The organism is Natrarchaeobius chitinivorans (assembly GCF_003841505.1).
Taxonomy (GTDB): Archaea; Halobacteriota; Halobacteria; order Halobacteriales; family Natrialbaceae; genus Natrarchaeobius; species Natrarchaeobius chitinivorans.
The window spans coordinates 240,832-264,107 of record NZ_REGA01000005.1; the positions used below are offsets into that span (position 1 = coordinate 240,832).

Sequence of the window (23,276 nt, forward strand, 5' to 3'; positions counted from 1 at the left end):
GTAGAAAATGGCTAATTCGATGTCAGAACAACTCCAGCAAGACATGGAGTGCGAAGGGCTTCTGGAGTGTATTCACGGTCTCAAACAACTCGATAAGGAGTGCTTTCGGGTGCTGGTCGAGAGCGACGAACCGCTGACAATCGACGAAATTTCCGACGGAGTCGACCGCGAGCGCTCGACCGCGTACCGATCGATCCAGCGACTGCTCCAGAGTGGGTTCATCCAGAAAGAACAGATAAACTACGACCAGGGTGGATACTACCACGTGTATTATCCGACCGACCCGACCGAAATCGCAAACGACATGCAACGGATGCTGAACGACTGGTACGCGAAGATGGGTCAACTCATACAGGAGTTCGAGGATAAGTACGAACACACGAACGAGAACGCCCCAGCCGTCGAAGGCTAACTGTCACCCAGTACTGGCAGTCCGCCTCCCCGGACGACGACCGTCGTGCATCTCTCCCGATGTGATATTCGACTCCGCCTCATACGGTCTGCTGTAAGTCATTTCCGGAGCGACCGCGAGCCGTCCGGCGGTCGCTCCGGTAAACAGTTACAGCAGACCGTATCACCAGGACTGGTCGCTCGGTAATATCGGTTCCGTCGGTCGAACCCCAGACGGAACGATCGATCGGACCGACTGTTCAACTCCGTTGATCGGACACAGAGGCTAGATCTCCCATCCGTCGGGAACTCCTGGTGGTGTTTAGATGCGTCCAGTGTGATTTCTACGACAAGCTATGACCAGGTGCCTGATCGTCGATCGAGACGGCGTCGAACGCTGTACGTGTGACGTGAGCGACGTCTTCAGCCTCCTCGCAAACGATCGTCGCCGAACCGTTATCGCGGCTCTCGAGCGAGCGCAGGACGACTGGATCAGCGTCGATCGATTGCTCACCGACGTATCCAGTGTAGACGACGGTGTGGGTGGCGAAACGTGGGCGATCGAGCTCCACCACGTTCACGTACCGTTACTCGAGGAGAAGGGGCTGATCGAATACGACGCGCACGGCGAAACGATCCGATACTACCACTGTGAACTGGTCTCGAACGTTCTCACCGCGATCGAAGCGACCGCGTCCGGTCGCGAACTCACGGACGTGTAGACACTCACGGAACCGCACCGTCGACTCGAGGATCACGGATCGGTCGACGATCGAATCACGACGGACGAGAATCCGGCGGGCCGAGACGTCGATTGCGCGGATAGTCGTCGCTTCGATACAGTCGCTGGATGGGGAACGTTGCCTGTGGCTTGATGCCGTCGGGTCGCCGAGTGGATAGTACGATGAACTTCGACGAGTTTACGGGAGAGATTCAGCACCGACTCGAGTTTCCGGATACCGGTCGGACGGTTCGTGCCATTCGGGCGACGCTCATGACGCTCGGCCAGCGGATCCCGGAGGGAAACGCCGAGGACCTCGCTGCTTCCCTTCCGCTCGAAATCAAGTGGTACATGACTGGTGCCGTCGACGATCACGGCGAGCGGTTCGACTGGCAAGAGTTCGTCTCGCGGGTCAGCGAGATCGAGAACGCGGATCCGGCGGACGCGGCGTATCACGCCCGCGTCATCATCGATCTCGTAAAAACGCTGGTTCCTCCCTCCGACTTTCAACAGCTGCGTGACCAACTACCCGAAAGCGAGGACGACGAGAACTGGGGCAAACTCTTCGAGGTCGTCGACGGGGGCGGCTGGGGTGACTCGGAGGAGGCACAGACCGGTGGCGGACCGCAATCGATGGATACGTAGCGGGGTTCGGTTCGTCCACACGCTCCCCGTCCCCGGCCACGTTCCACGAGAACGACCGATCGGATATGTGACCTCCTCGAGCGAACCGCCAGCCCAGCCACCGGGCCCCATCGTGCGGGTTCCCCGATCGACCGAGGCTGCTCGGGACTGGTACGATTCGATCAGTGGCTGGTACGACCTGTTTGCCGACCCGTTCGAATCGTCGGCTCGGAGTGCCGGACTCGACCTCCTCGATGCGACGGCGGGTGAATGCGTCCTCGACGTCGGCTGCGGAACCGGAACTGCGCTCGTCGAACTCGCACGGGCCGTCGGACCGGACGGAACGGCCGTCGGGATCGACGTCGCCGACGGGATGTGTCGACAGACGCGAGGGTCGCTCGCCGCCGCCGGTCTCGAGCCGGGGCTCGTTATCGCCGGAGACGCGGAGACGTTGCCGTTTCGCGACGGCTGTTTCGACGCTCTCTTCGCGTCTTTCGTCCTCGAGCTCTTCGATACGCCCGTTATTCTGTCTGTACTCGCGGAGTGGCGCCGAGTGCTCGATCCATCGGGTCGACTCTGTGTCGTCGCCCTCTCCCGACGGGACGCGGGACTAACGACGCGGACGTACGAACGGATACACGCGAGAATTCCGACGCTCGCCGACTGTCGTCCGATCTACGTCCGCGATACCCTCCTCGATGCCGGCTTTCGAATCCGTGAGCACCGTCTGTCCTCAGTCTGGCGATTTCCCGTCGACGTCGTCTTGTGTGAGCCCGAGTAACCGCGAACGACGGATCGTCTCATACGGATTACTGTATCTGTTTACCGGCGCACCCGCCGCCCGGGTCGCGGGTGCGCCGGCAGTGAATTACAGTAAACCGCATCAGTTCGACGTGGGGTCGCCACGGACGAGGGTAACCGTTCGTGGCGATCGTCGCGACACGCGTTCTGCGACGCTTCCGGTTAGTGTGACTGCCAGCGAGCGCCCGTGACCGCCCATGACGATCTGGTCGTAGCCGTTCGTCTGGGCGAAATCGACGATTGCGTTCGTCGGCCCGTCGTTCCCCGTCGCCGTCTCGATCGTCGTTCCGTGCTCGTCGGCGATCGTTGTCGCCCGTTCGAAGATCCGTTCGGCGCGGGCCTCTCGATCGTCGAGGATGTCCTCGAGATAGGTTCCCCGCACTTCGGAGCGTGACCGGTCGAACGGAAGCGACAGCGCGTGAAAGGCGGTGAACGTGGCTTTCGGAAACGTCTCGAGTGCGTACTCGAGGGCAGCGATCGACTGCTCGGAGCCGTCGAGGGGAACCAGAATCGAGCCGGGGAGATCGCGGTTCCGAATCGCGTCGGTCGACTCGGGGACGACGGTCGTCGACACCGGGGCCCGTCGAACGATAGCTTCGCTGACGCGTCCCAGAAACGGCCGCGTGATCGGCGACTGACCGTGGCTCCCCATCACGACGTGATCGACGTCCGTCTTCGTGACCTCGAGGATCTCTTTGTGTGGCGTGCCGATCCGGAGAGACGTCTGCAGTTCGCGGTCGTAATCGTCGGCCAGTCCGACCGCCCGGTCGAGTACCCGTTCACCGCGGTCCTCCGCGCGATCGAGCGACGTATCGGCGGAGCCGGCGGTCGCCTCGTGGTCCTGGGATGGATCGACGACGTAGAGGGCGCTGACCGTCGCCTCCGGGAACGAGGTGAGACAGTACTCCAGACCGGCGAAGGCGTGATCCGACCCGTCGATCGGAACGAGAACGTGCTGTGGCATGGTTTTCTCCGTTGTGGGGTGAGCGTGGCTCGCTCACGATACCGTTTTCCGGCGATGGCGATAAAACCAGTCCCACGCCAGGCGGTTTCACGTGGGCGCGGATCGTGAACTCGAGATTCCGTCTCGTGATTACGCCACGTCGACGGTGCCGTCCGAATCGACCGTTATCTCGTACCCCCGATACCTGAACGAAACGCGACCGCGTCGAGTCGAGGCGTCGGACGCAGTCGATTCGAACAACCGATCCAGGGCTGCAGTGTCGACGACGTCGGTAAGCGGCGGCTCGAGGGCGGCCGGGGAGACGCCTTCCGCGTCGGCGATCGCCGCGAGGACGCGCATGCTCGGCTTCGAAAACGCGTACGCCGATTCCGATTCGTCCATGGCCTATACCAGAAGCTGGATGTCGGCGTCGACCATGTGCTGCAGCGCGGTTGCTGCGCCGACGCCGGTCGTGACGCCGTCGTAGAAGTCGTCTTCGTCGTAGTCCATCAACTCGATCGTCATCTGACAGGCCTGGAGATCGACGCCGGTTTCCAGCGAGAGCTCGATGAGTTCCTCTATCGTCGCCGTCCCGTTCTCGTCGATCTTCTTTTGCATCATTCTCGTCGCCATCCGGTCCATCCCGGGGAGGGCGGCGACGGCGTTCGGGACCGGCATGTTCGGGTTACCGACGGCGCTCAGCTTGAGGTTTTTCGACTTCTCCTCGTGGAGTATGTCGAGCCCCCAGAACGTATGGAAGACGACGACGTCCCAGCCGAAGGCCGCCGCGGTACTCGCGAGGATCAACGGCGGGTACGCCATGTCGAAACTCCCCTGGGTCGCGATGATCGTCATCCGCTTTTGGTCGTCGGCCCCGTCGCTATCGGCGACGGACGCCTCGAGTTCGTCGACGCGTTCGCGAAGCGCCTGCAACTCGGCGGGGTCGAACTCGGGCTCTGACTCGGGCTCGGCTTTCCCGTCCTCGGCCGTCGTCGTGGGATTGTCCGTACTCATCTTACGCCGTCTTCTTCACGTAGTGGGTGTAGAGGTCGTCCCCCTCGACCTGCTCGAGGAGTTCGACGCCGTCGGTACCTGCTGCCCACCCCTGAATGTCACTCATACTTCCCGAATCCGTCGCCACGACCTCGAGCACGTCGCCGGCCTCGAGGCCGTCGATCGCCTGTTTGGTCTTGACGATTGGCATCGGACAGGACTGTCCTTTCACGTCGAGCGTCTCCGTGGTATCGTATTCCGAACTCATGATCGATCTTTGTGCTCTGTATTGGAGCTATCACACAATATTGGACACTCGCATAAAAGGGTATCGATTATTGTGCTGCCCTCGAACATCCTTTGTATGTCAGGATACCCCATAATCGTGCTAACACCCAAACTCACGCGTGGTGACTGGGTATAAGCTTTCGTCTGTAGAACACTATATTGTGCAATAGGGGAAATACTATGCAAATCCTTAAGTGCCAGCGGCCGGTACTGAGCAGTGTACAACATGGACGACATGGAGTTTCCAACGCCGGACGTCGAGATCGATTCGGTGACGTCGGCCGAGTTGAAAGGGCGTATCGACGCAGGAGAGAACGTCACACTCCTCGACGCGCGGATGGAGTCGGATTACGACGAGTGGCGCATCGACGGCGAGAACGTCGATTCGATCAACGTTCCGTACTTCGAGTTCCTCGACGAGGAGATCGACGAGGACGTGCTTGTGCAGATTCCGGACGATCGGGACGTTACGGTTCTCTGTGCGAAAGGCGGTGCTAGCGAGTTCGTTGCCGGATCGCTCAAAGAGTACGGCTACGACGTGAACCACCTCGAGGACGGGATGAACGGCTGGGCGCGAATCTACGAGCGCGTCGAGGTCGAACGCTACGGCGGTTCCGGGACGCTCTATCAGTACCAGCGTCCCTCGAGTGGCTGTCTCGGATACTTCCTCGTCGACGGCAACGAGGCGGCCGTGATCGACCCGCTGCGCGCGTTCACGGCCCGCTACCTCGCGGACGCCGAAGAACTGGGCGTCGACCTGACGTACGCGATCGACACGCACGTTCACGCGGACCACATCTCGGGCGTCCGCAACCTCGCCGAGGAGGGCGTCGAGGGCGTCATCCCCGAAGCATCGGTCGACCGCGGGGTCACCTACGCCGACGAGATGACCCTGGCCGAAGACGGTGACGAGTTCCAGGTGGGCGACGCCACGATCGAGACCGTCTCCACGCCCGGCCACACCTCCGGGATGACCTCGTACCTGATCGACGACGAGTTGCTGGCGACGGGCGACGGCCTCTTCGTCGAGAGCGTCGCTCGCCCCGACCTCGAGGAGGGGGACGACGGCGCACCCGAGGCCGCCGCACAGCTCTACGAGTCGCTGCGAGAGCGCGTGCTGGCACTGCCCGATGACACGCTGATCGGTGGCGCTCACTACAGCGATGCCGCCGAACCCGCGGACGACGGCACCTACACGGCACCGATCGGCCAGCTTACCGAGGAGATGGACGCGCTGACGATGGAGGAAGACGAGTTCGTCGAGTTGATCCTCTCGGATATGCCACCCCGTCCGGCAAACTACGAGGACATCATCCCGACGAATCTCGGCCAGCAAGAAGCCGACGACGAGGAGGCGTTCGAACTCGAGCTCGGCCCGAACAACTGCGCCGCCAGCCAGGAGTCGCTGGCAGGTGACTGACACCACTTCCCACCAGCCGAATGCTCACTGAACTCTTCGCTCCCGCGCTGTACGAGACGTTGTTTCCCGCCGGGATCAGCCGATACGCCGTCGGCGGACTGCTCGTCGGGCTCGGAGCCGTCGTCATCTATCTCGGCACCGGCATTCCCGCCGGCGCGAGCACGTTTCTCGAGTCGACGCTGAGCTACGTCTCCCAGCAGTCGCGGTTCCAGCGGTATCGCGGCTCGAGAGACTGGCGGATCGTCTTCACGCTCGGCATCGTCGCGGGTGCGGCGGTGTACGCGCTGACGTTCCAGTCGGGACTGGTCTCGAGCGGACTCTACCAGCCCGGTGGGACTGGCGAGTTGCGCGAGGTCGGCGGGGTGACGATCTGGCTGACCGACGTCCAGCCCTGGCGGCTGTTCCTCGGCGGGATCCTCGTCGGAATCGGTACCAGGATCGGTAAAGGATGTACCTCGGGCCACGGCGTCTGTGGCGTCGGCTCGGCCTCGAAGACGTCGATCGTGGGCGTGATCACGTTCCTGATCGTCGCGATCGGGACGGCCCAGGTCGTGATGGCACTGGGGGTGACACCGTAATATGAGTCGAAATCGACATCCCCTGTTCATGCCGCTGATCTTCGTCGGTGGGCTGATCTTCGGCTTCGGGCTCGGCTTCAGCCACATGGCCCGTCCCGAGGTCGTCCTGAACTTCCTGCAGTTTACGGACTTCGGGTTGCTGTTCGTGATGGGCGGTGCGGCGGTCGTCACCGGCATCGCCTTTGCACTGGTTCCGCGACTGCTCGAGCGCGCGCCGCTGACGGGTGACACCTACGGTCGACGGCTCAAATCCTTCGACCGCAACGTCCTGATCGGCGGCGGAATCTTCGGCGTCGGCTGGGGCCTGTCAGGGATCTGTCCGGGCGCGGCCTACGCCAGCCTCGGCGTCGGCAACGTGACGATCCTCTGGGCGCTGGCTGGCATGTTCGTCGGCGCTTATCTGCAAGGCTTCTGGCGCAGTCAGCGCGCCGAGTCCGCGACGACGCCCGCAGGCGCTGACTGACTGTAGTCGTTGTTTTCCGTCATTGCAATCCTGCTCGAGGACTTCGTGAGCGATCGCCTCGATCCCTGGAGTAGCCGATTCCTGCTCGATCGGTAGTCGGCCACCGGTGCGTTTATGCCGAGAGTACACGTACGTTTACGTGTACACATGGCAACGAAGACGGTGACGATCACCGAGGAAGCCTACGAGCGACTCAAATCGCACAAGCGGGAGGGAGAAAGCTTCACGGATACCGTTCTTCGGCTTACCGAAGCGAACGAGGACGTGATGAAGGGCTTCGGAGCGCTCGCTGACGACGATGGATTCGCCGAAGCTGCTGGACGGACCCACGACGCGTTCGACGACGCGTTCGACGACCGACGCGACGGACGGTACGAAGAATGATCGCGTTCGATTCGTCGTTTCTGGTCGATTATCTTCGCGGACGAGACGCCGCTCGGTCGTTTCTGGAACGGCGAGACGAACCCGTTTACTACGTTCCGACGATCGTCCTGTTCGAGTTGTACCGAGACGCAGCGTGGGCCGACGATAGTTCGATCGACGTCGTCTCGGAGAGTCTCGACTGGCTGGAACCGCTGGATTTCGACGCGGACGCGACGCTCGAGGCTGCTCACGTTCACGCGGAACTGCTCGCGAACGGGACGCAAATCAACGTCGCGGACGTCATGATCGCCGGCGTCTGTCGTCACCACGGCGCGTCGATCGTGACCAGCGATGGCGACTTCGAGGCCGTCGACGGCCTCGAGACGATTCATTACGATCGGTGAGGCTGTCCGGAATTATGAGAAGCGCGGATAGTGCGAACAGGAGTGACGCCTCTCGACTCCCTTCTCACGTATCTGCCGGCCGAAACGAACGTTTATTCGATGGAGACGATAAGTTCCCACATGGAGACGCCTTCGGGTTCCGCTTCGGTCGCCGCCGACGAGTCGGCAGGGCTGGCGGAACGGCTGGACGTTCGGCGGCAGGCGGTTTTCGTCGCCCTCACGTTCCTCGGGATGGTCGGTGGACTCCTCGGGGGCTGGTTCGACGCTCCGTCGTCGTTCGTCTGGGGCTGTTATGCGGTCGCCTACGTCTTCGGCGGCTGGTACGGGCTCAAAGCGAGCGTCGCGGCGTTACGAGAGCCCGCGGTGGAAATCGACCTCCTGATGATTATCGCCGCACTCGGCGCGCTCTACATCGGCGCGCCGTTCGAGGGCGCGATGCTTCTGTTTCTGTTTTCGCTGTCGGGCGTCCTCGAGGAGTACGCGATGGGGCGCTCGCGAACCGCGATCAAGTCGCTGATCGAGATGCGACCGGAGTCCGCCCGGATACTCCGCGACGGCGAGGAAGTGACGACCCGAATCGACGACGTCGACGTCGGCGACGTGTTCGTCGTTCGTCCCGGGGATCGACTGCCACTCGACGGCGTCGTCGAAACCGGCGAGAGCACGGTCGATCAGTCGTCGCTCACTGGCGAGTCGGTTCCGGTCCCGAAAGAACCCGGAGACGAGGTGTTCAGCGGGACGATCAACGAGACGGGCAGCCTCGAGGTCCGCGTAACCCGGGAGTCCCACGAGTCGGCGATTTCGCGGCTCATCCATATGGTCGAAAAGGCCCAAGAAAAGCGCGCGCCGACCCAGCAACTCATCGATCGTTTCGAACAGCCGTACGTGCTGGGCGTCTTCGCGATGACGGCAGTCGCGATCGTGCTCCCACTCTGGCTGCTAGAGCACCCGTTCGAGCCGACGTTCTACCGCGCCATGACGCTCATGGTCGCGGCCTCGCCCTGTGCGGTCATCATCTCGACGCCGGCGGCGGTGCTCTCGGCGATCTCCGCCGGCGGCCGCCAGGGCGTCCTGTTCAAAGGCGGCGAACACATCGAGACGGCCGGAAACGTCGACGCGATCGCCTTCGACAAAACGGGAACGCTGACGGAGGGGAACACGCGGCTGACCGACGTGACCGCTCGCGGGAACGTCTCGACGGACGGGGGTGCCGTCGACGACGTCGACGCACTCGGTCGGAGCACCGTCGAGGACGCGGCGTTGACTGACGACGCGTTGCTCGCGCTGGCGGCCGCCGTCCAGTCTCGATCGGAACACCATCTGGCGGAGGCAACCGTCGGGCTCGCCGAGGAGCGCTCGCTCGAGATTCCCGATTCGAGTGACTTCGAGGCCGTCGTTGGCAAGGGCGTCCACGCGACCGTCGAGGGCCGGACGATCCACATCGGAAATCCGCGGTACGTCGAGACCGTCCTGGACGGGCGTCCGATCGACGGCCTCGAGTCCGGTCTCGAGGCCGTCCGCGACCTCGAGTCAAGCGGAAAGACGAGCGTCCTCGTCGTGGGCGAAACCGCTGATGGCACTTCCGGAGACGACCGTCTGTCCGTTCTCGGGTGGCTCGCGTTCACCGATACGATCCGACCGGATGCGGCGGCGATGATCCAGCAACTCCGCGAGCGGGGCGTCGAACAGATCGTGATGCTCACGGGGGACAACGAACGGGTCGCCCGGTACATCGCGGACGAACTCGGCATCGACGAGGTGTACGCGGAGTTGCTTCCCGAGGAGAAAGTCGAGCACGTCGAGACGCTACAGGAGCGCCACGAGGCCGTCGCGATGGTCGGCGACGGCGTCAACGACGCCCCAGCACTCGCGACGGCCGATATCAGCGTCGGCATGGGTGGCGCCGGCACCGACGTCGCCCTCGAGACGGCCGACATCGTTCTCATGTCGGACAAACTCGATCGGCTCCCGTACGCGTTCGCGCTCAGCAAGGAGACGCGACGAACGCTGTATATCAACTTCGCCATCGCGTTCGGTGCGATCGCGATCATGGTGATCGCGATTCTGACGGCGGGAATTCCGCTCCCGGTCGCGGTGGTCGGTCACGAGGGGTCGACCGTCCTCGTCAGTCTGATCGGACTGCGTCTGCTCCGTTTCGACGGCTGATACGGTTTGCTATGACTGATTGCCGGTCGATCGCCCACCGTTCTGCGATCGACCGGTAAAGACTCATAGCAGACCGTATGAGGACGCGATCGTCCCGATCGGGTGCAAAAGCGCACACTCTTGTGACTGACGCCCAATCGTACACGCATGGGATTTCACACGTTCCCGACCGATCGCGCCGACGCGCTCGAGGATCCGTCACGATACCGGTTCTGCTCTCGCGAGGAACTACTCGAGATGCTCAGTCTCGAGTCCGGTGCCGGCGTCGCGGACCTGGGTTCGGGGACGGGCTTTTACTCGCGCGAGGTCGCTCCGTTCGTCGAGACGCTGTACGCGGTCGACGTACAGGAAGAGATGCACGAGTACCATCGTGAAGTGGGGATTGTAGAGAGCGTGGAACTGGTCACGGCGGACGTCGACTCGTTGCCGTTCGACGACGACGAACTGGATGCGGCGTTCTCGACGATGACACACCACGAATACGCGACCGACGAGACGATGAGGGAACTCGCCCGCGTCGTTCGACCGGAGGGTCGCCTGGTGACCGTCGACTGGTCCGCTTCGGGGACCGGCGAGGAGGGACCGCCGATGGATGAACGATTCGGGGTCGACGAGGTCGTAAATCAACTCGAGAACGCGGAGTTCACCGTCGATCGAGTCCACGACCGTCCGGAGACGCTGGCTGTCGTTGCCCGTCGGTAACGTAGCGTTCGGGCCGTCTGTTGGTCGGTCGAGCCGTAAAACCGTACATAACCGTTATTGTATCACCGCTTCAATAGTCCTCAGTAATGTCACAGGGCCCCGTTTCGATCGACGGGAGACACCTCGTATGCGCGCTCGGCGCATTGTATCTCCTCGTGGCGATCGTGACCGCGGTCGTTCCGACCTCGCACGACGAATCGGTCGGTTCCGTTCTCGTCACGTTCGCCTTTATTGGCGGCTCCGGTCTCGTCCTCGTCGGCGGCGGGTACCGCCTTTCACGAACCGATATCGCGCCGCAGTTCTATCGCGATGTCTTCGGCCGCACGCTCGCCGGAATCGGCGTGATGCTCGCCATTCTCACGCTCTATCACGTCCAGCCCGACATCGGCCTCTCCGAACCGCAGCGATCGTTGCCGATCCTCACTGGGTTCGCCGGCGTCGCCGGCTTCGCCGTTGGAATCTTCGACGCACGCGCAAAGACCCGCGAACTCGAACTCGAGCGACGAAAGCGACAGCTCGAACGAACGCAGGTACGCCTGGCGGAGTCGAACGAGCGACTCGAACAGTTCGCCTACGCCGCCAGTCACGATCTGCAAGAACCCCTGCGGATGGTGTCGAGCTACCTGCAACTGATCGACGACCGTCACGGCGAGGAGTTGGACGAGGAAGCCATCGAGTTCCTCGAATACGCCCTCGACGGCTCGGAACGGATGACGGAGATGATCGACGGCCTGCTCCAGTACTCTCGTGTGGACACGCAAGGGGACCCGTTCGAACCCGTCTCCCTCGAGGCGGTGCTCGACGACGTCCGCAGAAACCTCGAGCTACGAATCGAGGAGTCGAACGCCGAAATCGAGTGCGCCGAACTGCCCCGCGTCGAAGGCGACGCCAGTCAGCTTCGGCAACTGTTCCAGAACGTCCTGGCGAATGCGATCCAGTACAGCGACACCGAAGGTGGCCCGCCGCGGATCGAGATCGATGCCGAGCGAGGCGAGACGCCACGCCCATCGGAACGACGCGATGCTACTGTGGAGATCGACGCCGACGACTGGGTGATCGCCGTCACCGACGACGGGATCGGTATCGATCCGGCGGACCAGGAGCGGATCTTCGAGGTATTTCAGCGACTCCACACCCAGGAGGAACGTGCCGGGACCGGTATCGGATTAGCGCTGTGCAAACGGATCATCGAGCGCCACGGCGGCGATATCTGGATCGACTCCGAACCTGGTGCTGGAACGACGATTTCGATGACCCTTCCCGCAGTCAGTACACACGACGCCGATCGTCCACTGCAGCGGAACGATCAGTAATCGAGCGCCAGCGCGATGCGTAGCGACGTTGTGTCCTCTGCCGACGGTTCGAGGCCCTCGATGAATATCGATCACCCCGTTTCTCGTCTCCTCTACCAACAGAATTGTTCCTACACTCCAAGGTTATCCGCTACACGGGTGCAGGCTCGTCCGCCAAGCTGATTGATTCGACGGCTAATGAGTATTCATTGGTCAGGACTATATTGTGCAGTTCACACAAAACCTTTAAACACCGCCAGCTCATACGGATACCTGATGACGACTGATATCCACCCGGAGTCGACCGACGGACAGTTCGACGAACCGATCTACGTGGAGGGCGCGGATCACCTCGATTCGATCGTCGAAGGGGCCGACGTCGTACTCGTCGACTTCTTCGCGTCGTGGTGTGGGCCGTGCAAGATGCTCGAGCCGATCCTCGACGGGTTGGCGAGTGAAACGGACGCCGTGATCGCGAAAGTCGACGTCGACGACAACCAGCAGCTCGCGGGTTCGTACGGCGTCAGAGGCGTTCCGACGCTGGTCCTCTTTGCGGACGGCGACCAGGTCGAACAGCGAACCGGCGCACTGCCGGCAGAGCGACTTCGCGGACTGATCGAGGAATACACCGAATGAACGAGGGAAAAGCTGAATCCGAACGCGTCCACGAGGTCGTGATCGTCGGCTCCGGCGTCGCCGGGCTTTCAGCAGCAGTGTACGCCGCTCGGGCCGACCTCGAGCCGCTGGTACTCGAGGGACCCGAACCCGGCGGTCAACTGACGCTGACGACCGACGTGGAGAACTACCTCGGATTTCCCGAGGGGGTCGGCGGCATGGAGCTAATCCAGAACGGCAAGGAGCAAGCGGCACGCTTCGGTGCCGAGTTCACCCACGGCACCGTCGAAAACGCGTCCCTCGAGCGTCGGCCGTACGAACTCGAGCTTTCGACGGGCGAAATACTGCGAGCGCGCGCGCTGATCGTCGCGAGCGGTGCGAGCGCTCGCTGGGTCGGTGCCGACGGGGAGGACGAACTCATGGGCTACGGCCTCTCGACGTGTGCCACCTGTGACGGCGCGTTCCATCGCGGCGACGACGTGCTCGTCGTCGGCGGTGGCGACAGCGCGATGGAAGAGGCGCTGTTCCTCGCGAAGTTCGCCGACAGCGTCACGGTGGTTCACCGCCGCGACGAGCTGCGGGCGTCCGAGATCATGGCCGAGCGAGCCCGCGAGCACGAGGACGTCGACTTTCGCTGGAACACAGAACTCGAGGCGCTCCACGGATCGCAGGCCGACGGAGTCACCGGCGCAACCCTGATCTCACATCCCGAGGGCCACCCCACCGACAAAGCGGACGCGGGACTCGAGGTCACTCGAGAGACCGTCGACGTCGGCGGCGTGTTCTACGGAATCGGACACACGCCGAACACGGACTTCCTCGAGGATACCGGCGTCGAGCGCGACGAATCCGGGTACCTCCACACCCGATCGGACGACGCCGACCGAGTGACGACGGTGACGGCCGTCGACGGCGTCTTCGCCGCCGGCGACGTCGCGGATCCGCGCTATCGGCAGGCGATCACCGCCGCTGGAACCGGTAGCATGGCGGCCCTCGACGCCGAAGCGTATCTCGAGACGCTCGAGCACGTGGAGACGCAACCGATCGAAGTCTCACAGTAACCGTCGAACTCTCGAGTGTCAGTCTCATACGGATTGCTGTCACTGTGTACCGGAGCGACCGGGCGCTGTCCCGCGGTCACTCCGGTAACGACGTACAGTAAACCGTATCTGATCGTCGAACCGCGTTTTCGATCGACGTTCGAAGCGACCTTCCGGATCGTCATCCCGGTTCCTCCGCACGGACTGGTCCTGAATCTGTGAGGAAGTAGCGGATACCGATTCCGTTCCCCTGGGGATCAATGCATCCGTCATTATCGCAGTACTCACGTATCCGGTGGTTTTCATCCGCAATCATTGCCGTCCAGGCATTCCGGAGAATGGAAAATGCCTGGCAGGGATGTCCAGGGTAAAATCGCAAGACTGCGGCTGATGTCCAGGGAAGTCCGGAGCAAAAACCGACTAGTATAGAAGGGGGTTACCCCGTCGGTCCAGGCTTTCGAGAGCGACGAAGAGTTTACCCCCCAAGAGTTGGCGTTCACCACGACCGGATCCGACAATCTTGAGATCACCGTCGTGGAAGTTCAGGTCCAGCCTGACTCACTTTGTTGTGTCGTACCGGTGTGAAGTCTCGAGTTTCGGTCGTGGTCCCCTGCACAACGAGTGAGTTGATCGATCGCACACGCTCGAGACAGGTGATACGGGGTGCATCGCAGAGATGGTGGCGATTGACCGCTGTTCGTGGAGCAACATGGTGGTTTCGGCGTTGTCAAGCGTCCCAACGAATAGCTCGTCCAACGGCGTCCATCAGTCCTCCGTGAGTTCGTGGGTGACCTCAACGGATTCTGAAATCGTGATTGGGTTCGGGCAGACGTCAGTATCGGGTCCGGAAGCCAGCGCCTCATCGACGATACTCTCCATTCCTGTGCCCACGTCGTTCGTTGTCACGTTCTGTATTCCAGCCAAATATAGTCCGTCGGTCGCTGCAATCAGTTCGGCTTTCTCCTGAGCCCGTTCCATTGCACCAGTCAGGGCCTCGTTCTGAAGTTGCCGGTGAACTTCTTCGTGAAGGGAGAACTGGACGGTTCGAACAGTACCTCCCGCATCCGTTACCTCGACTACGACCTCCTCGGCGGCTTCCGGTACACACTCGATATGGAGGTGTTCCGTTGCCTGATACGCTGCGTCTGTAGCAGGATCGAACATCTCAGCGGTACTTTCGGCCTGCAGGTTAACTGTCCGAATCTGATCAGCGGAGACGGCAGTCACCGACTCCCGAATCGTGGTCGCACAATCACGGGCAGTCGTTCGAGCAACCGACACTGAATCACCCTCGCCGATTGCGATCACTTCGACTGTCGCACGATCCGGTGTTTGCTTACGCTGTGCCGTTGCTGTAGTCGTAATAGTTCGAGTGGACATATGATCGACCGTGTCCCTCTAGACGAGGCCCAATTCATTAGTTCTTATCAGACATTCGACTGGCGACCCTCCGCACAGCATTCGAACCAAGTGAGGTACCTCTGTGGGCAGCTAATATTCGAGAATATCTACCGGAAACCGCGAAGCGAGCCTGTCGAATTTGTTTCCATGGGCTTCTGTCGGCACTTTCTCCAGAAACAGTTTACTGTTACAGATTTCTGTAACAGATATCTCTTACAGAATAGTCTATCAGCGTCGGCATGACGGCGTTGGTACCAACATCGCCCTTGAGACGGCCGACATCGTCCTTATGTCGGACAAATCTTCTTACCTGTTTTCGATGATTCAATAATTGGCACTGTCTAGATGAGGGTTTGAGGAACGAACAGGTGGTGGCGAGAAGTGCTCACGGCTCCTGAGGAGAACCAGCGGGCAATGGCCGTCTTCGACGAACTCGATGTTGAACTCAGGAGTCCGCAATCGAAGCTTCACCATCTTGCTGACGTGAACGACTTCTACAAGTACCTGAACGCGGTTCGAAGCGTCGCGACGTACAACCCAGTCGCGGACTTTCGTGAGTCGGTGTACTCGAAATGGACACGCGAAACACCTGATGATCGGGACAGCCGTGATCTCCCGGCGCTCGAGGCCGTGGACATCCAGCAGGTTCTCGACGCCGGCGACGGACTCGAGGATCGGTTGCTGGTTCTGGCCACCTGCGCGTGGGGCCTTCGTCGAGGCGAGGTCGCGGCGTTACACCATAGCCAGTTCGTGCTTTCAGACGATAACCCGCGGATCGACTTTGGAGAGAACCGAAAGAATGGACCAGGGGCGGTAACGTTGCTGTACGGGCTCGAAACGCTCGAACACCGGATCGAAGCGTTGGCTGACCGTGAGCAGTGGAACGGGTATTTGTTCCCCTCGCGTGCCGCTGACAGCGGTCACATCAACTCCGATACAGTGACGAATCGATTCAAGAGGTTAGCTAAAGACGCCGGTGTCCGGATCCACGGTGAAACGCCGACACCACAGCTCGGACGCCGGTTCTGGTATCGAACGTATCTCGACGCCGTGCAATCGCTCGCGTCGCAGGTTGAGACGATTGCCGAAGAACAAGGAAGTTCGGACGCACGGGTTGTCGTCGAAAACTATCTCGGTGAGGAGGAAGCACGTCGAAGACGTCGGGAAGTGATGCGCGAACGGCTGGCTGAAGCATTTAACAATTAATCACCAGGACTATGTGCGGGCTCGGCTGACCGAGAGAATCTGCTGAACCCATTCCCATATCAGGGGTAAACGGGAATATATTATAAATCGCATATGGCTATACCTATCTCTCGGCTGTAGTTTACCACTACGGGATATGAATTTCTAACAACCACCAATCGTACAATACTTATCATGACCACAAGACCGAATGAACATTCCCCAACTGAGCCTTTAACATATCACTCAGCACACTGAATAACTTACGAAGATCACGAACTTGCATGGGTTTCCGCCAGGGATGTGTGGGTTCATGAGAACGGAACCCTGGCGACCTCGCTGACCGTATGAAAACAGCGTGATGGTGGCCTCTACCGGGATGAACAGTATATTCTCAAACAAGATCCGCCAATACATCCATTGGAAATATTTAATATAAATAACTACGTTTAGAATGATTTATTACTTACTTCCACAAAATGTATTCTAAAACTATGTAGGGACGATGGGAAGCTTCCACAAAGTGGTAATAGGTATGTCAGAACACCATCCAATTAAAATAGCAAATACCTCAACACGGCGAAAATGGCAAGAAGTCCACCCCACCCAAAGGAGTTATCAGCTGTGAAATACAGAATTCGTCGGATAGTTTTTCGAGTAGTAGTTTCCGGAATCGCTCTCAGTATTATTGCTGCCCAACCGGCACTTGCAGATGATGTTCTCTGTGACACCGAGCAACTTCCCGAATTGGTTTCGGGCTTCTTCCAGATTACCACGACACTCGGTATCGTCGGATTGGTCGTTGTCTGGCAGGCAGATTCGTTCATGGAGATGTTTACCGCGTCACCAGAGCAAAAACGGGGGCTGAAGCAGCACAAGCGGTCTGCACTGAAGTCTGCAGTTATACTGTTGATACTCGGGCCGCTGTATACCGTTGCGGCCTCGGTTATGGGACTTCCGCTCGGTGACTGTATCAATCTCGTCCCGTGGTGACATCATTAAGTATATTGAGCAAGATCATGCACCAAGTTCTCCTAACCGTTAGTGTACTGCTCTGTCTTGGTGGTACCCTAAGTATCGGAGTTGTAAGCGCTGATCAGCCTTCGCTCCCGCAGCCAGAGACGAACGAACTGGATGCCAATGAGACAGCGACACTCTGGTCGAAATCACCGAATGAGTGTCCCAGCGGTGAAGAGTACCACGAGCAATTTGGGGAGCAGCGGACTGCCCTCGAGGGATTGAGCGACTGTACGGACATTAGTTTTGCAGAACCACCCGAGACTGCTAACATTTGGACACAATCCGATTTTGAGTCGCTTTCGCCTGGCTCTGCATCCACTGCAGTCTATCCAGAACATGCGACGACCGCTGATGGACAGTGGATATCGGATGCTCATGCGACGGTCTTTGCAATCCAACCAGCAACGGTTGTGCACCAGGATTCCGATGAAACTCCGGTTTATATCGCCCCACAAGGTGATATATACGGGTTCATCGATTACCGAGTTGACGTCCCTGAGGGGGAATCGACAGACGCTCGAACCGTGTCCTGGTCCCTCGTCGAGCACGAGATTAGTGACATTCGAGTAAAACAGGATGAGACCCTCATTCACAACACCTCAGATCAACACACTCCACAACTCGAGTACGAACTCACTGGAAGTGGATCGACGACGCTCACACTCGAGGCCGATATCGATGTCAAACTTGAGCGGGCAGTAACCTACCACGACAGCTCTGGAACGAATACGATAACCGAAACACGGAGTGAGAATCTCACAGTTTCAGATCAGCATGAGGTCGAAACCTACAATCTGACGGCAGCAATCTACCACGCAGCGTATCCTGATGGAGATAACGGCGTTGCGATCTATCAGTCCCAGCCATGGCATGGATATCAATTAACGGAGGATGGTGATACAGTCGTTCGAGGTGTCTGGCGGTATTATACCGCTCGAGATACGAACTGGGACACTCTCATTCGGGCATCGGCAACAGAGACTGAACAGCGAAATTCGACAGCAGTACCGGTATATGTCCGTGCATTTCCGTCCGAAACAGGTCCTCGTGCAGACCCCATTCGGGAGGGTCCAGCTATCGAGGAAGTATGGGGGTCGGAAAGTCCATCACCGAATCAGACGCTACACGACAATGTCGAAGTAGATGTTATCGATGAGCCGTACGTTCGATCGTATGGCGTTGCTGTTCGTTACGACGACATTGACCGCGATCATCTCGAGGTTCAGGGAATCGTTCGTGGCGAAACTGCTGAGCTAGTCGAGCCAGCTGGTGGGACTGAACGACAGATCCGGAAGAGTAATCTTTCAGTAGAGATCGTCGAGCAAAACGAATCCGCAGCAACGATAGCGATCGAACTTCGCGATGCAGAGACTGGAACGCCGATCGAACTCCAAAACCGAGTGGAGGATCATCCTCGGTACGCTCCGATCGGGACGCAGGTCCGAGATGGGTACATCTCTGTTGGCGATACACATGTCGAGACGAATAGTTCCGGAATTGCGACTGTAACGCTCGCACAACCCGGTGCGTATTCAGTTGCGTATCATCCCGGAACGTGGCGGACACACGATCCTGCGTACGTTGGTGATGGTGAGCGACTTTCGTGGCATCCATTAGCGACTGCGAATGGATGGTTTTCCCTTCTGGTTCACGTCTTCTGGCTCTCGCTACCTTTTGGAATGGCTCTGTATGCGGGTCTGAAACTCGGATCCTTCCTTCACATTCCCGAGGGATACAACCCATGACACAGCACAACCTCATAAACCGACGTACCGTTCTCAGTGGAATCGCAACCGGTAGCACCGCCATTACATGTGGATGCCTCAGTGGGGGTGAAAACACTGGATTCAAACCGGGTGAGAATACTCTTGGGACGAACGGTATCTTCGAGGACATCTTTATCGATGGAACGGACCTTGTCCTCGAATTCAGTGATGACTCGTCGATCGATCACGTAAACGTGATTGATCCAAATGGCGAGTTGTTTGCTGAACGGCAGATCGCAGCCGGCGTCGATCGGACACGGATCGAAATTGGACTCGAGTATGACCCAGGTGAGTATGACATCATCGCGCTCGAGAACGACGGGGTACAGACAACTCAGTCAGTGGTAATTGAGCCAGATGTTCGCATCACCGACCTTCGGCTTGCTCGGAATCATCCTGAGAAGATGTTTGAAGGTGCGAGTGATATCGATATCCGGACTGAAGCGATAGTTGGCCTCGAAAATGCTGGTTCAGGCCCGGACCAAGCAATTCGTCTCGCTTTTTCTGGTGAGGTTCCACGACCTACTCCGGATGAATATGAAATGAGTGGTATCTATGATAGGGACAGCGATATTCGTCAAGAATCAGAGGGCGTTGAAATCCTACCTGGAGAGGAATTGACCGTCTATAGCCAACTGATGCCTTTTTCTGAATCAGGGCAGAACGTCTCTTGCTCTCCTGACACTGTGGAAGGCGCGTTCCAAGTTGTTCTTGAAACTGCTATTCAAGAAAAGATAGTTTCCGAAGAATATTCGGTATCATTTACTGGTGAGAGTTTGGGCGAGTGTGACATCCAAATCGAGGGTCAACCATGAGTTCGCTTACGGAATTCGGACGTCAGTGGTTTGAAGATATTGTTGAAACTACAACTGAGTGGTTCGAAGATGGACTTGTCGAAGGATATCATGATCTCACAGAAACGGTGTTTGGGACTCCAGTGCCAGAAACAACCGGAAGCTTCGTCTTTGGAACTCCATCGAACGACCCGTGGGTTGACCTTCATGATGCTCTAGTCACTGGTGAAATCATGCTTCTTTCTTTGCTTCTCCTGGTGATGTTTGTCCAAGGACGACATACTCTTCGCATTTTTAATTTTGGAAGTGGGTATGAGGCTCGTCAGGCTCAACGGTCCGCATGGACAGGTGCCTTTTTGATTGTAACATGGTACTGGGTAGCTGTCCTCGTCGTATACCTTATTGACGGGTTTACAATTGCATTGGTGCCTGATATTGACGCTCTCAGAGAGGCGCTGATAGTCTTTCTTGAGGTGACTATCTCAAACCATGCGTTGGCACTATTCATGGCCGCTATTGGTGGAATTTCGATGTGGTGTCTACAGGCATTGTTCTTCATCCGAGAAATTCTCCTGTATATCTACCTGTATTCGATGCCGATTATTCTCGCAGTTGCGTATGGGCATCTTCCAGTTATCTCCCGTGTCGGGAGGCGAATCGCGATTAAATTTGTTCCACTGGCGATCATGCCGCTACCGGTTGCGATCTTGTTCCGTGGATACGACCTTCTCTTTGGTACTGGTGCAGAATCGTCGCTTGCACCGGAGAGCGCCTTTTTAACCTATTTTGTTGGTGTCTCACTCCCAGTATTTTCGCTTCTCTTGGTCTGGAAGCTCTTCGCGTATGCAAGCCCGCTAACGACGAAAGTCGTTGGTGGCACAACGAAGGTCGTTGGTGGTACAACGAAGGGGGCAGTCGCAGTGGGAGCAACGGTCGGTGCTGCAAAGATAGCTGGTCCGGTTGCAGCGGCGACAGCCGCTCGATGGGGGCCAAAAGCGGCGGCATGGCAAGTTGCCAATCAGCGGATGCGCGGTCAGTCAACGACCACGGGACAGCCGGGCCGATCCGACTCGAGTTCCCAAGAAAGCGGTGGAACAGTACACGACAATCTCGTTTCGGACGCCTATGGCCAACGAGGCGTTCCACAGTATCGACGGACGAAAAACGATCCTGGGTACAACTAACCATGACAGATAGAGAAGCCGCATCTCGCAGAATACTGGGTGAACTGGGCGAAGAAAATCGGATCCCGATCGTCAACGTTGATGAGGGTGACGTCTATGTGTTGCTCGGATTCCCGATTACTGGACTACTTATCGGGGGATTTAGTGGTGTTGACGCGTTGGTGTTCCCACTCGTACTTGCCGGCATGATGCTTGGGGTGGCATCCGTGTACGCCAGCCCATCCCAGTTATCGGCTGCAATGTGGCTTACCGATGTCTTTCGACATTACTGTAGACGGCCACGAGTAACCTACAACGTTCCAGAGACGAATGAATCCGACTCCAGCCATTCGAATTCGACGAAGAACGAAGGTGGACTAATTAACTACACCCCCTTTGCACCCGATGAGCGAACACAAGATCTAACCAACATTGAGCGAGCGTGGCCCGGTGAAGGTGCCGTGCAGCGCACTGATGGCTCGATGGAAGCATTCCTCGAGGTCGATCCAGGGAATATGGATTTTGCGATGAGTGGTGACTGGGCCCACGTTCAGAACGTTGCTGCCGAGTTTGCGAACAAAGAACTCGATTACAATCTGAAATTCCACGCGACAACGCGGTCGTTCCCTGTTGAAGGCCTGATCACGCAGATCGATGAGCGACTCGAGGACGAAGACGTCTCCGACAATCCAATCTTCGAGGAACTGCTCGCGGAGTATCGTAAACAACGGCCTCAAGAACTCGATGGGGCTCAGCAACTTCGGTACTTTATCGGCGTCCAGGTCAATCCGCTCGAGGTCTACAATCGCTATCGTGACGAGCAATCTCCTGCTGAGAAACTGACTACGCTCCCGGTTATTGGATTCCTGTTCAACCCCTTCGTTACTCGCCGTGAGGATCTGAGCGATGCAGAAGCTCGAGTAAAGATGTTTGAGAAACTCGACCGGCGCTGTCGGGCTGTCCAGACCGAACTGATACAGAACGCACCCGGATGGTCGTCTCGTCGCCTGAGCACGGTCGAACTGTTCGTCCTCACGATGGACTTCTGGAACGGCGAAGAACACGAGTACGACGACGCCAGCACTGCTGTTCGTGACCAACCAGTTCTTCGCCGCCAGCGGAGGAATGACGATGAGTAGTTCGACCACTGGCGGTGTTGTCTCTATTGTCGAACTTGAGCAGGACCTGGTCTCATTCGATCCAACTCTCATTGTTGCCGGGCTTATTCTCGGGGCTGTCCTCCTCGGTATTGGCGTGACAGCCTATCGGGACCGAGCAGATGATGATGAGGAAGAAGTCGACCTTTCAGACCTTCTGGACCAGGAAACGCTCGAGGCAGGTGATACTGAGGGCCAACTCCTCGAAGATATTGCTGACCGTCACAAGAGTGTTGTCGCCCCATCGGCGATTACGTGGGAGACACGATCTGCACAGGTAGGAGAACAGTGGACGTCAACGCTCTACATCGCCGACTATCCAGACTATCCAAAAGATGGGTATCTGAACGAGCTGTTCGAACTGACCGATGTCGAGTTCGATCTTACCGTCCATATCACGCCGAAGAATCAGCAGAAAGCCCGTGACGAACTCCAGCGAGTCGCGGACGACCTCCAAGTTGATGCTGATCTCGAGCAGAGTGCTCGTGGCGCATACCTGCAAGAACGCGCTAACGAAGCGGTATCAACGTACAAAGCAGTCGAAAATGGGAGCCGTGTGTTCGATCAGGGCATGTTCATCACTGTTCGATCGGATACGAAAGACGAACTCAGAGAGGCTGTCCGAACGATTCGACGCCGGTTTCGCGAGCAACCCGCGGGCCTCACACCAAAGACAGCGATTATCCGTCTTTAGCTAAGCGTGAAACCACGTGACAGCGACAGCTTATCGTGGATACTTTTCGGAAGGAATGAGGAGGTATCGAGTGTGCACAACGAAACCTCCTCATCTCGGATTATGCGTCGGCTCACTACATTGTTTCCCTCCGAGTTCCTCGAAGAGCACGCCGAGGAACTCGGCGTGGTCGAACGCGACCGCAAGCTCCAGATTCCCGCATTCGTCTGGGCATTCGTGTTCGGTTTCGCCGCAGGCGAAAGCCGAACACTCGCTGGCTTCAGACGCAGCTACAACTCGACAGCTGATGAGAC

The 23,276-nt window shown here is 58.6% G+C and carries 25 protein-coding genes and 2 pseudogenes; 22 read left to right on the forward strand and 5 right to left on the reverse strand.

Annotation, left to right across the window (positions count from 1 at the left end):
• Positions 1-7: 7 nt before the first annotated feature.
• The 4 genes from EA473_RS08530 to EA473_RS08545 all read left to right on the forward strand — a co-directional run bounded on the left by EA473_RS08530 (position 8) and on the right by EA473_RS08545 (position 2,516).
• Positions 8-412: a helix-turn-helix domain-containing protein gene (locus EA473_RS08530; protein ID WP_124195235.1), complete on the forward strand. Its 405-nt coding sequence runs from the start codon at positions 8-10 to the stop codon at positions 410-412.
• 334 nt (positions 413-746) lie between these two features.
• Positions 747-1,112 (forward strand): DUF7344 domain-containing protein, encoded by a 366-nt coding sequence (locus EA473_RS08535; RefSeq protein WP_124195236.1) that lies wholly within the window; start codon positions 747-749, stop codon positions 1,110-1,112.
• Positions 1,113-1,294: 182 nt separating this feature from the next.
• Complete coding sequence (locus EA473_RS08540; protein ID WP_124195237.1) at positions 1,295-1,756, forward strand: DUF2267 domain-containing protein; 462 nt, start codon at positions 1,295-1,297, stop codon at positions 1,754-1,756.
• Positions 1,728-2,516, forward strand: a complete 789-nt coding sequence (locus tag EA473_RS08545; RefSeq protein ID WP_243645214.1) for a class I SAM-dependent methyltransferase — start codon at positions 1,728-1,730, stop codon at positions 2,514-2,516. Before EA473_RS08540 ends, EA473_RS08545 begins: the two co-directional genes overlap by 29 nt.
• A gap of 102 nt (positions 2,517-2,618) precedes the next feature.
• Here the strand turns inward: EA473_RS08545 and EA473_RS08550 are convergent, their stop codons facing one another.
• The 4 genes from EA473_RS08550 to EA473_RS08565 all read right to left on the reverse strand — a co-directional run bounded on the left by EA473_RS08550 (position 2,619) and on the right by EA473_RS08565 (position 4,740).
• Complete coding sequence (locus tag EA473_RS08550; RefSeq protein WP_124195238.1) at positions 2,619-3,500, reverse strand: universal stress protein; 882 nt, start codon at positions 3,498-3,500, stop codon at positions 2,619-2,621.
• 129 nt (positions 3,501-3,629) lie between these two features.
• A complete protein-coding gene (locus EA473_RS08555; protein WP_124195239.1) occupies positions 3,630-3,881 on the reverse strand; it encodes a HalOD1 output domain-containing protein in 252 nt (83 codons plus the stop codon).
• Positions 3,882-3,884: 3 nt separating this feature from the next.
• A complete protein-coding gene (locus EA473_RS08560) occupies positions 3,885-4,493 on the reverse strand; it encodes a DsrE/DsrF/DrsH-like family protein (RefSeq protein ID WP_124195240.1) in 609 nt (202 codons plus the stop codon).
• A gap of 1 nt (position 4,494) precedes the next feature.
• On the reverse strand, positions 4,495-4,740 hold the full coding sequence (locus EA473_RS08565; RefSeq protein WP_124195241.1) for a sulfurtransferase TusA family protein: 246 nt from the start codon (positions 4,738-4,740) through the stop codon (positions 4,495-4,497).
• Between the two features lie 246 nt (positions 4,741-4,986).
• Here EA473_RS08565 and EA473_RS08570 point away from each other — a divergent pair, with 246 nt between their 5' ends.
• The 10 genes from EA473_RS08570 (at position 4,987) to EA473_RS08615 (ending at position 13,824) form a co-directional block, all read left to right on the forward strand.
• A complete protein-coding gene (locus tag EA473_RS08570; protein ID WP_124195242.1) occupies positions 4,987-6,180 on the forward strand; it encodes an MBL fold metallo-hydrolase in 1,194 nt (397 codons plus the stop codon).
• Positions 6,181-6,200: 20 nt separating this feature from the next.
• Positions 6,201-6,758 carry a YeeE/YedE family protein gene (locus tag EA473_RS08575; protein WP_124195243.1) on the forward strand — a complete coding sequence of 186 codons (558 nt, stop codon included), beginning with the start codon at positions 6,201-6,203 and terminating at the stop codon, positions 6,756-6,758.
• Between the two features lies 1 nt (position 6,759).
• The gene (locus EA473_RS08580) at positions 6,760-7,221 is read left to right on the forward strand and encodes a DUF6691 family protein (protein WP_207890159.1); all 462 of its coding nucleotides are present in this window, start codon (positions 6,760-6,762) and stop codon (positions 7,219-7,221) included.
• A 147-nt stretch (positions 7,222-7,368) separates the two neighbouring features.
• The gene (locus tag EA473_RS08585) at positions 7,369-7,605 is read left to right on the forward strand and encodes an antitoxin VapB family protein (RefSeq protein WP_124195244.1); all 237 of its coding nucleotides are present in this window, start codon (positions 7,369-7,371) and stop codon (positions 7,603-7,605) included.
• Entirely contained in the window at positions 7,602-7,988 is a 387-nt protein-coding gene (locus EA473_RS08590) for a type II toxin-antitoxin system VapC family toxin (protein ID WP_124195245.1), read from the forward strand. The genes EA473_RS08585 and EA473_RS08590 overlap by 4 nt, the downstream gene beginning before the upstream one ends.
• Before the next feature lie 120 nt (positions 7,989-8,108).
• Complete coding sequence (locus EA473_RS08595) at positions 8,109-10,154, forward strand: heavy metal translocating P-type ATPase (RefSeq protein ID WP_124195246.1); 2,046 nt, start codon at positions 8,109-8,111, stop codon at positions 10,152-10,154.
• A 147-nt stretch (positions 10,155-10,301) separates the two neighbouring features.
• Positions 10,302-10,856, forward strand: a complete 555-nt coding sequence (locus EA473_RS08600; protein WP_124195247.1) for a class I SAM-dependent methyltransferase — start codon at positions 10,302-10,304, stop codon at positions 10,854-10,856.
• Between the two features lie 86 nt (positions 10,857-10,942).
• A complete protein-coding gene (locus tag EA473_RS08605; RefSeq protein ID WP_124195248.1) occupies positions 10,943-12,169 on the forward strand; it encodes a sensor histidine kinase in 1,227 nt (408 codons plus the stop codon).
• A 255-nt stretch (positions 12,170-12,424) separates the two neighbouring features.
• Positions 12,425-12,784 (forward strand): thioredoxin, encoded by a 360-nt coding sequence (gene trxA, locus EA473_RS08610; RefSeq protein WP_124195249.1) that lies wholly within the window; start codon positions 12,425-12,427, stop codon positions 12,782-12,784.
• Positions 12,781-13,824 carry an NAD(P)/FAD-dependent oxidoreductase gene (locus EA473_RS08615; protein ID WP_124195250.1) on the forward strand — a complete coding sequence of 348 codons (1,044 nt, stop codon included), beginning with the start codon at positions 12,781-12,783 and terminating at the stop codon, positions 13,822-13,824. The genes trxA and EA473_RS08615 overlap by 4 nt, the downstream gene beginning before the upstream one ends.
• 744 nt (positions 13,825-14,568) lie before the next feature.
• On the opposite strand, the gene EA473_RS08620 is transcribed toward EA473_RS08615, so the two are convergent.
• Entirely contained in the window at positions 14,569-15,183 is a 615-nt protein-coding gene (locus EA473_RS08620; RefSeq protein ID WP_124195251.1) for an SIMPL domain-containing protein, read from the reverse strand.
• A gap of 402 nt (positions 15,184-15,585) precedes the next feature.
• Here EA473_RS08620 and EA473_RS08625 point away from each other — a divergent pair, with 402 nt between their 5' ends.
• The 8 genes and pseudogenes from EA473_RS08625 to EA473_RS08660 all read left to right on the forward strand — a co-directional run.
• Positions 15,586-16,410 carry a site-specific integrase gene (locus EA473_RS08625; protein ID WP_243645215.1) on the forward strand — a complete coding sequence of 275 codons (825 nt, stop codon included), beginning with the start codon at positions 15,586-15,588 and terminating at the stop codon, positions 16,408-16,410.
• 603 nt (positions 16,411-17,013) lie between these two features.
• The gene (locus tag EA473_RS22545) at positions 17,014-17,382 is read left to right on the forward strand and encodes a hypothetical protein (protein ID WP_243645216.1); all 369 of its coding nucleotides are present in this window, start codon (positions 17,014-17,016) and stop codon (positions 17,380-17,382) included.
• A 26-nt stretch (positions 17,383-17,408) separates the two neighbouring features.
• Complete coding sequence (locus EA473_RS08635) at positions 17,409-19,154, forward strand: hypothetical protein (RefSeq protein WP_124195253.1); 1,746 nt, start codon at positions 17,409-17,411, stop codon at positions 19,152-19,154.
• Positions 19,151-19,990 (forward strand): hypothetical protein, encoded by an 840-nt coding sequence (locus EA473_RS08640; RefSeq protein WP_124195254.1) that lies wholly within the window; start codon positions 19,151-19,153, stop codon positions 19,988-19,990. Before EA473_RS08635 ends, EA473_RS08640 begins: the two co-directional genes overlap by 4 nt.
• Positions 19,987-21,153: a hypothetical protein gene (locus EA473_RS08645; RefSeq protein ID WP_124195255.1), complete on the forward strand. Its 1,167-nt coding sequence runs from the start codon at positions 19,987-19,989 to the stop codon at positions 21,151-21,153. Before EA473_RS08640 ends, EA473_RS08645 begins: the two co-directional genes overlap by 4 nt.
• Positions 21,154-21,155: 2 nt before the next feature.
• Positions 21,156-22,271: a hypothetical protein gene (locus EA473_RS08650; RefSeq protein WP_124195256.1), complete on the forward strand. Its 1,116-nt coding sequence runs from the start codon at positions 21,156-21,158 to the stop codon at positions 22,269-22,271.
• Positions 22,258-22,977, forward strand: a pseudogene (locus EA473_RS08655) (VirB4 family type IV secretion/conjugal transfer ATPase); the annotation flags it as partial. The gene EA473_RS08650 and the pseudogene EA473_RS08655, both read left to right, overlap by 14 nt.
• Before the next feature lie 108 nt (positions 22,978-23,085).
• Positions 23,086-23,276 (forward strand): annotated as a pseudogene (locus tag EA473_RS08660) (IS4 family transposase); the annotation flags it as partial.

Bases quoted from the DNA above. Each gene is read 5' to 3' on its own strand.
- EA473_RS08530 (WP_124195235.1), top strand. From the start codon at position 8: ATGGCTAATTCGATGTCAGAACAACTCCAGCAAGACATGGAGTGCGAA.
- EA473_RS08535 (WP_124195236.1), top strand. From the start codon at position 747: ATGACCAGGTGCCTGATCGTCGATCGAGACGGCGTCGAACGCTGTACG.
- EA473_RS08540 (WP_124195237.1), top strand. From the start codon at position 1,295: ATGAACTTCGACGAGTTTACGGGAGAGATTCAGCACCGACTCGAGTTT.
- EA473_RS08550 (WP_124195238.1), bottom strand. From the start codon at position 3,500: ATGCCACAGCACGTTCTCGTTCCGATCGACGGGTCGGATCACGCCTTC.
- EA473_RS08555 (WP_124195239.1), bottom strand. From the start codon at position 3,881: ATGGACGAATCGGAATCGGCGTACGCGTTTTCGAAGCCGAGCATGCGC.
- EA473_RS08560 (WP_124195240.1), bottom strand. From the start codon at position 4,493: ATGAGTACGGACAATCCCACGACGACGGCCGAGGACGGGAAAGCCGAG.
- EA473_RS08565 (WP_124195241.1), bottom strand. From the start codon at position 4,740: ATGAGTTCGGAATACGATACCACGGAGACGCTCGACGTGAAAGGACAG.
- EA473_RS08570 (WP_124195242.1), top strand. From the start codon at position 4,987: ATGGACGACATGGAGTTTCCAACGCCGGACGTCGAGATCGATTCGGTG.
- EA473_RS08575 (WP_124195243.1), top strand. From the start codon at position 6,201: ATGCTCACTGAACTCTTCGCTCCCGCGCTGTACGAGACGTTGTTTCCC.
- EA473_RS08580 (WP_207890159.1), top strand. From the start codon at position 6,760: ATGAGTCGAAATCGACATCCCCTGTTCATGCCGCTGATCTTCGTCGGT.
- EA473_RS08585 (WP_124195244.1), top strand. From the start codon at position 7,369: ATGGCAACGAAGACGGTGACGATCACCGAGGAAGCCTACGAGCGACTC.
- EA473_RS08590 (WP_124195245.1), top strand. From the start codon at position 7,602: ATGATCGCGTTCGATTCGTCGTTTCTGGTCGATTATCTTCGCGGACGA.
- EA473_RS08595 (WP_124195246.1), top strand. From the start codon at position 8,109: ATGGAGACGCCTTCGGGTTCCGCTTCGGTCGCCGCCGACGAGTCGGCA.
- EA473_RS08600 (WP_124195247.1), top strand. From the start codon at position 10,302: ATGGGATTTCACACGTTCCCGACCGATCGCGCCGACGCGCTCGAGGAT.
- EA473_RS08605 (WP_124195248.1), top strand. From the start codon at position 10,943: ATGTCACAGGGCCCCGTTTCGATCGACGGGAGACACCTCGTATGCGCG.
- trxA (WP_124195249.1), top strand. From the start codon at position 12,425: ATGACGACTGATATCCACCCGGAGTCGACCGACGGACAGTTCGACGAA.
- EA473_RS08615 (WP_124195250.1), top strand. From the start codon at position 12,781: ATGAACGAGGGAAAAGCTGAATCCGAACGCGTCCACGAGGTCGTGATC.
- EA473_RS08620 (WP_124195251.1), bottom strand. From the start codon at position 15,183: ATGTCCACTCGAACTATTACGACTACAGCAACGGCACAGCGTAAGCAA.
- EA473_RS08635 (WP_124195253.1), top strand. From the start codon at position 17,409: ATGCACCAAGTTCTCCTAACCGTTAGTGTACTGCTCTGTCTTGGTGGT.
- EA473_RS08640 (WP_124195254.1), top strand. From the start codon at position 19,151: ATGACACAGCACAACCTCATAAACCGACGTACCGTTCTCAGTGGAATC.
- EA473_RS08645 (WP_124195255.1), top strand. From the start codon at position 19,987: ATGAGTTCGCTTACGGAATTCGGACGTCAGTGGTTTGAAGATATTGTT.
- EA473_RS08650 (WP_124195256.1), top strand. From the start codon at position 21,156: ATGACAGATAGAGAAGCCGCATCTCGCAGAATACTGGGTGAACTGGGC.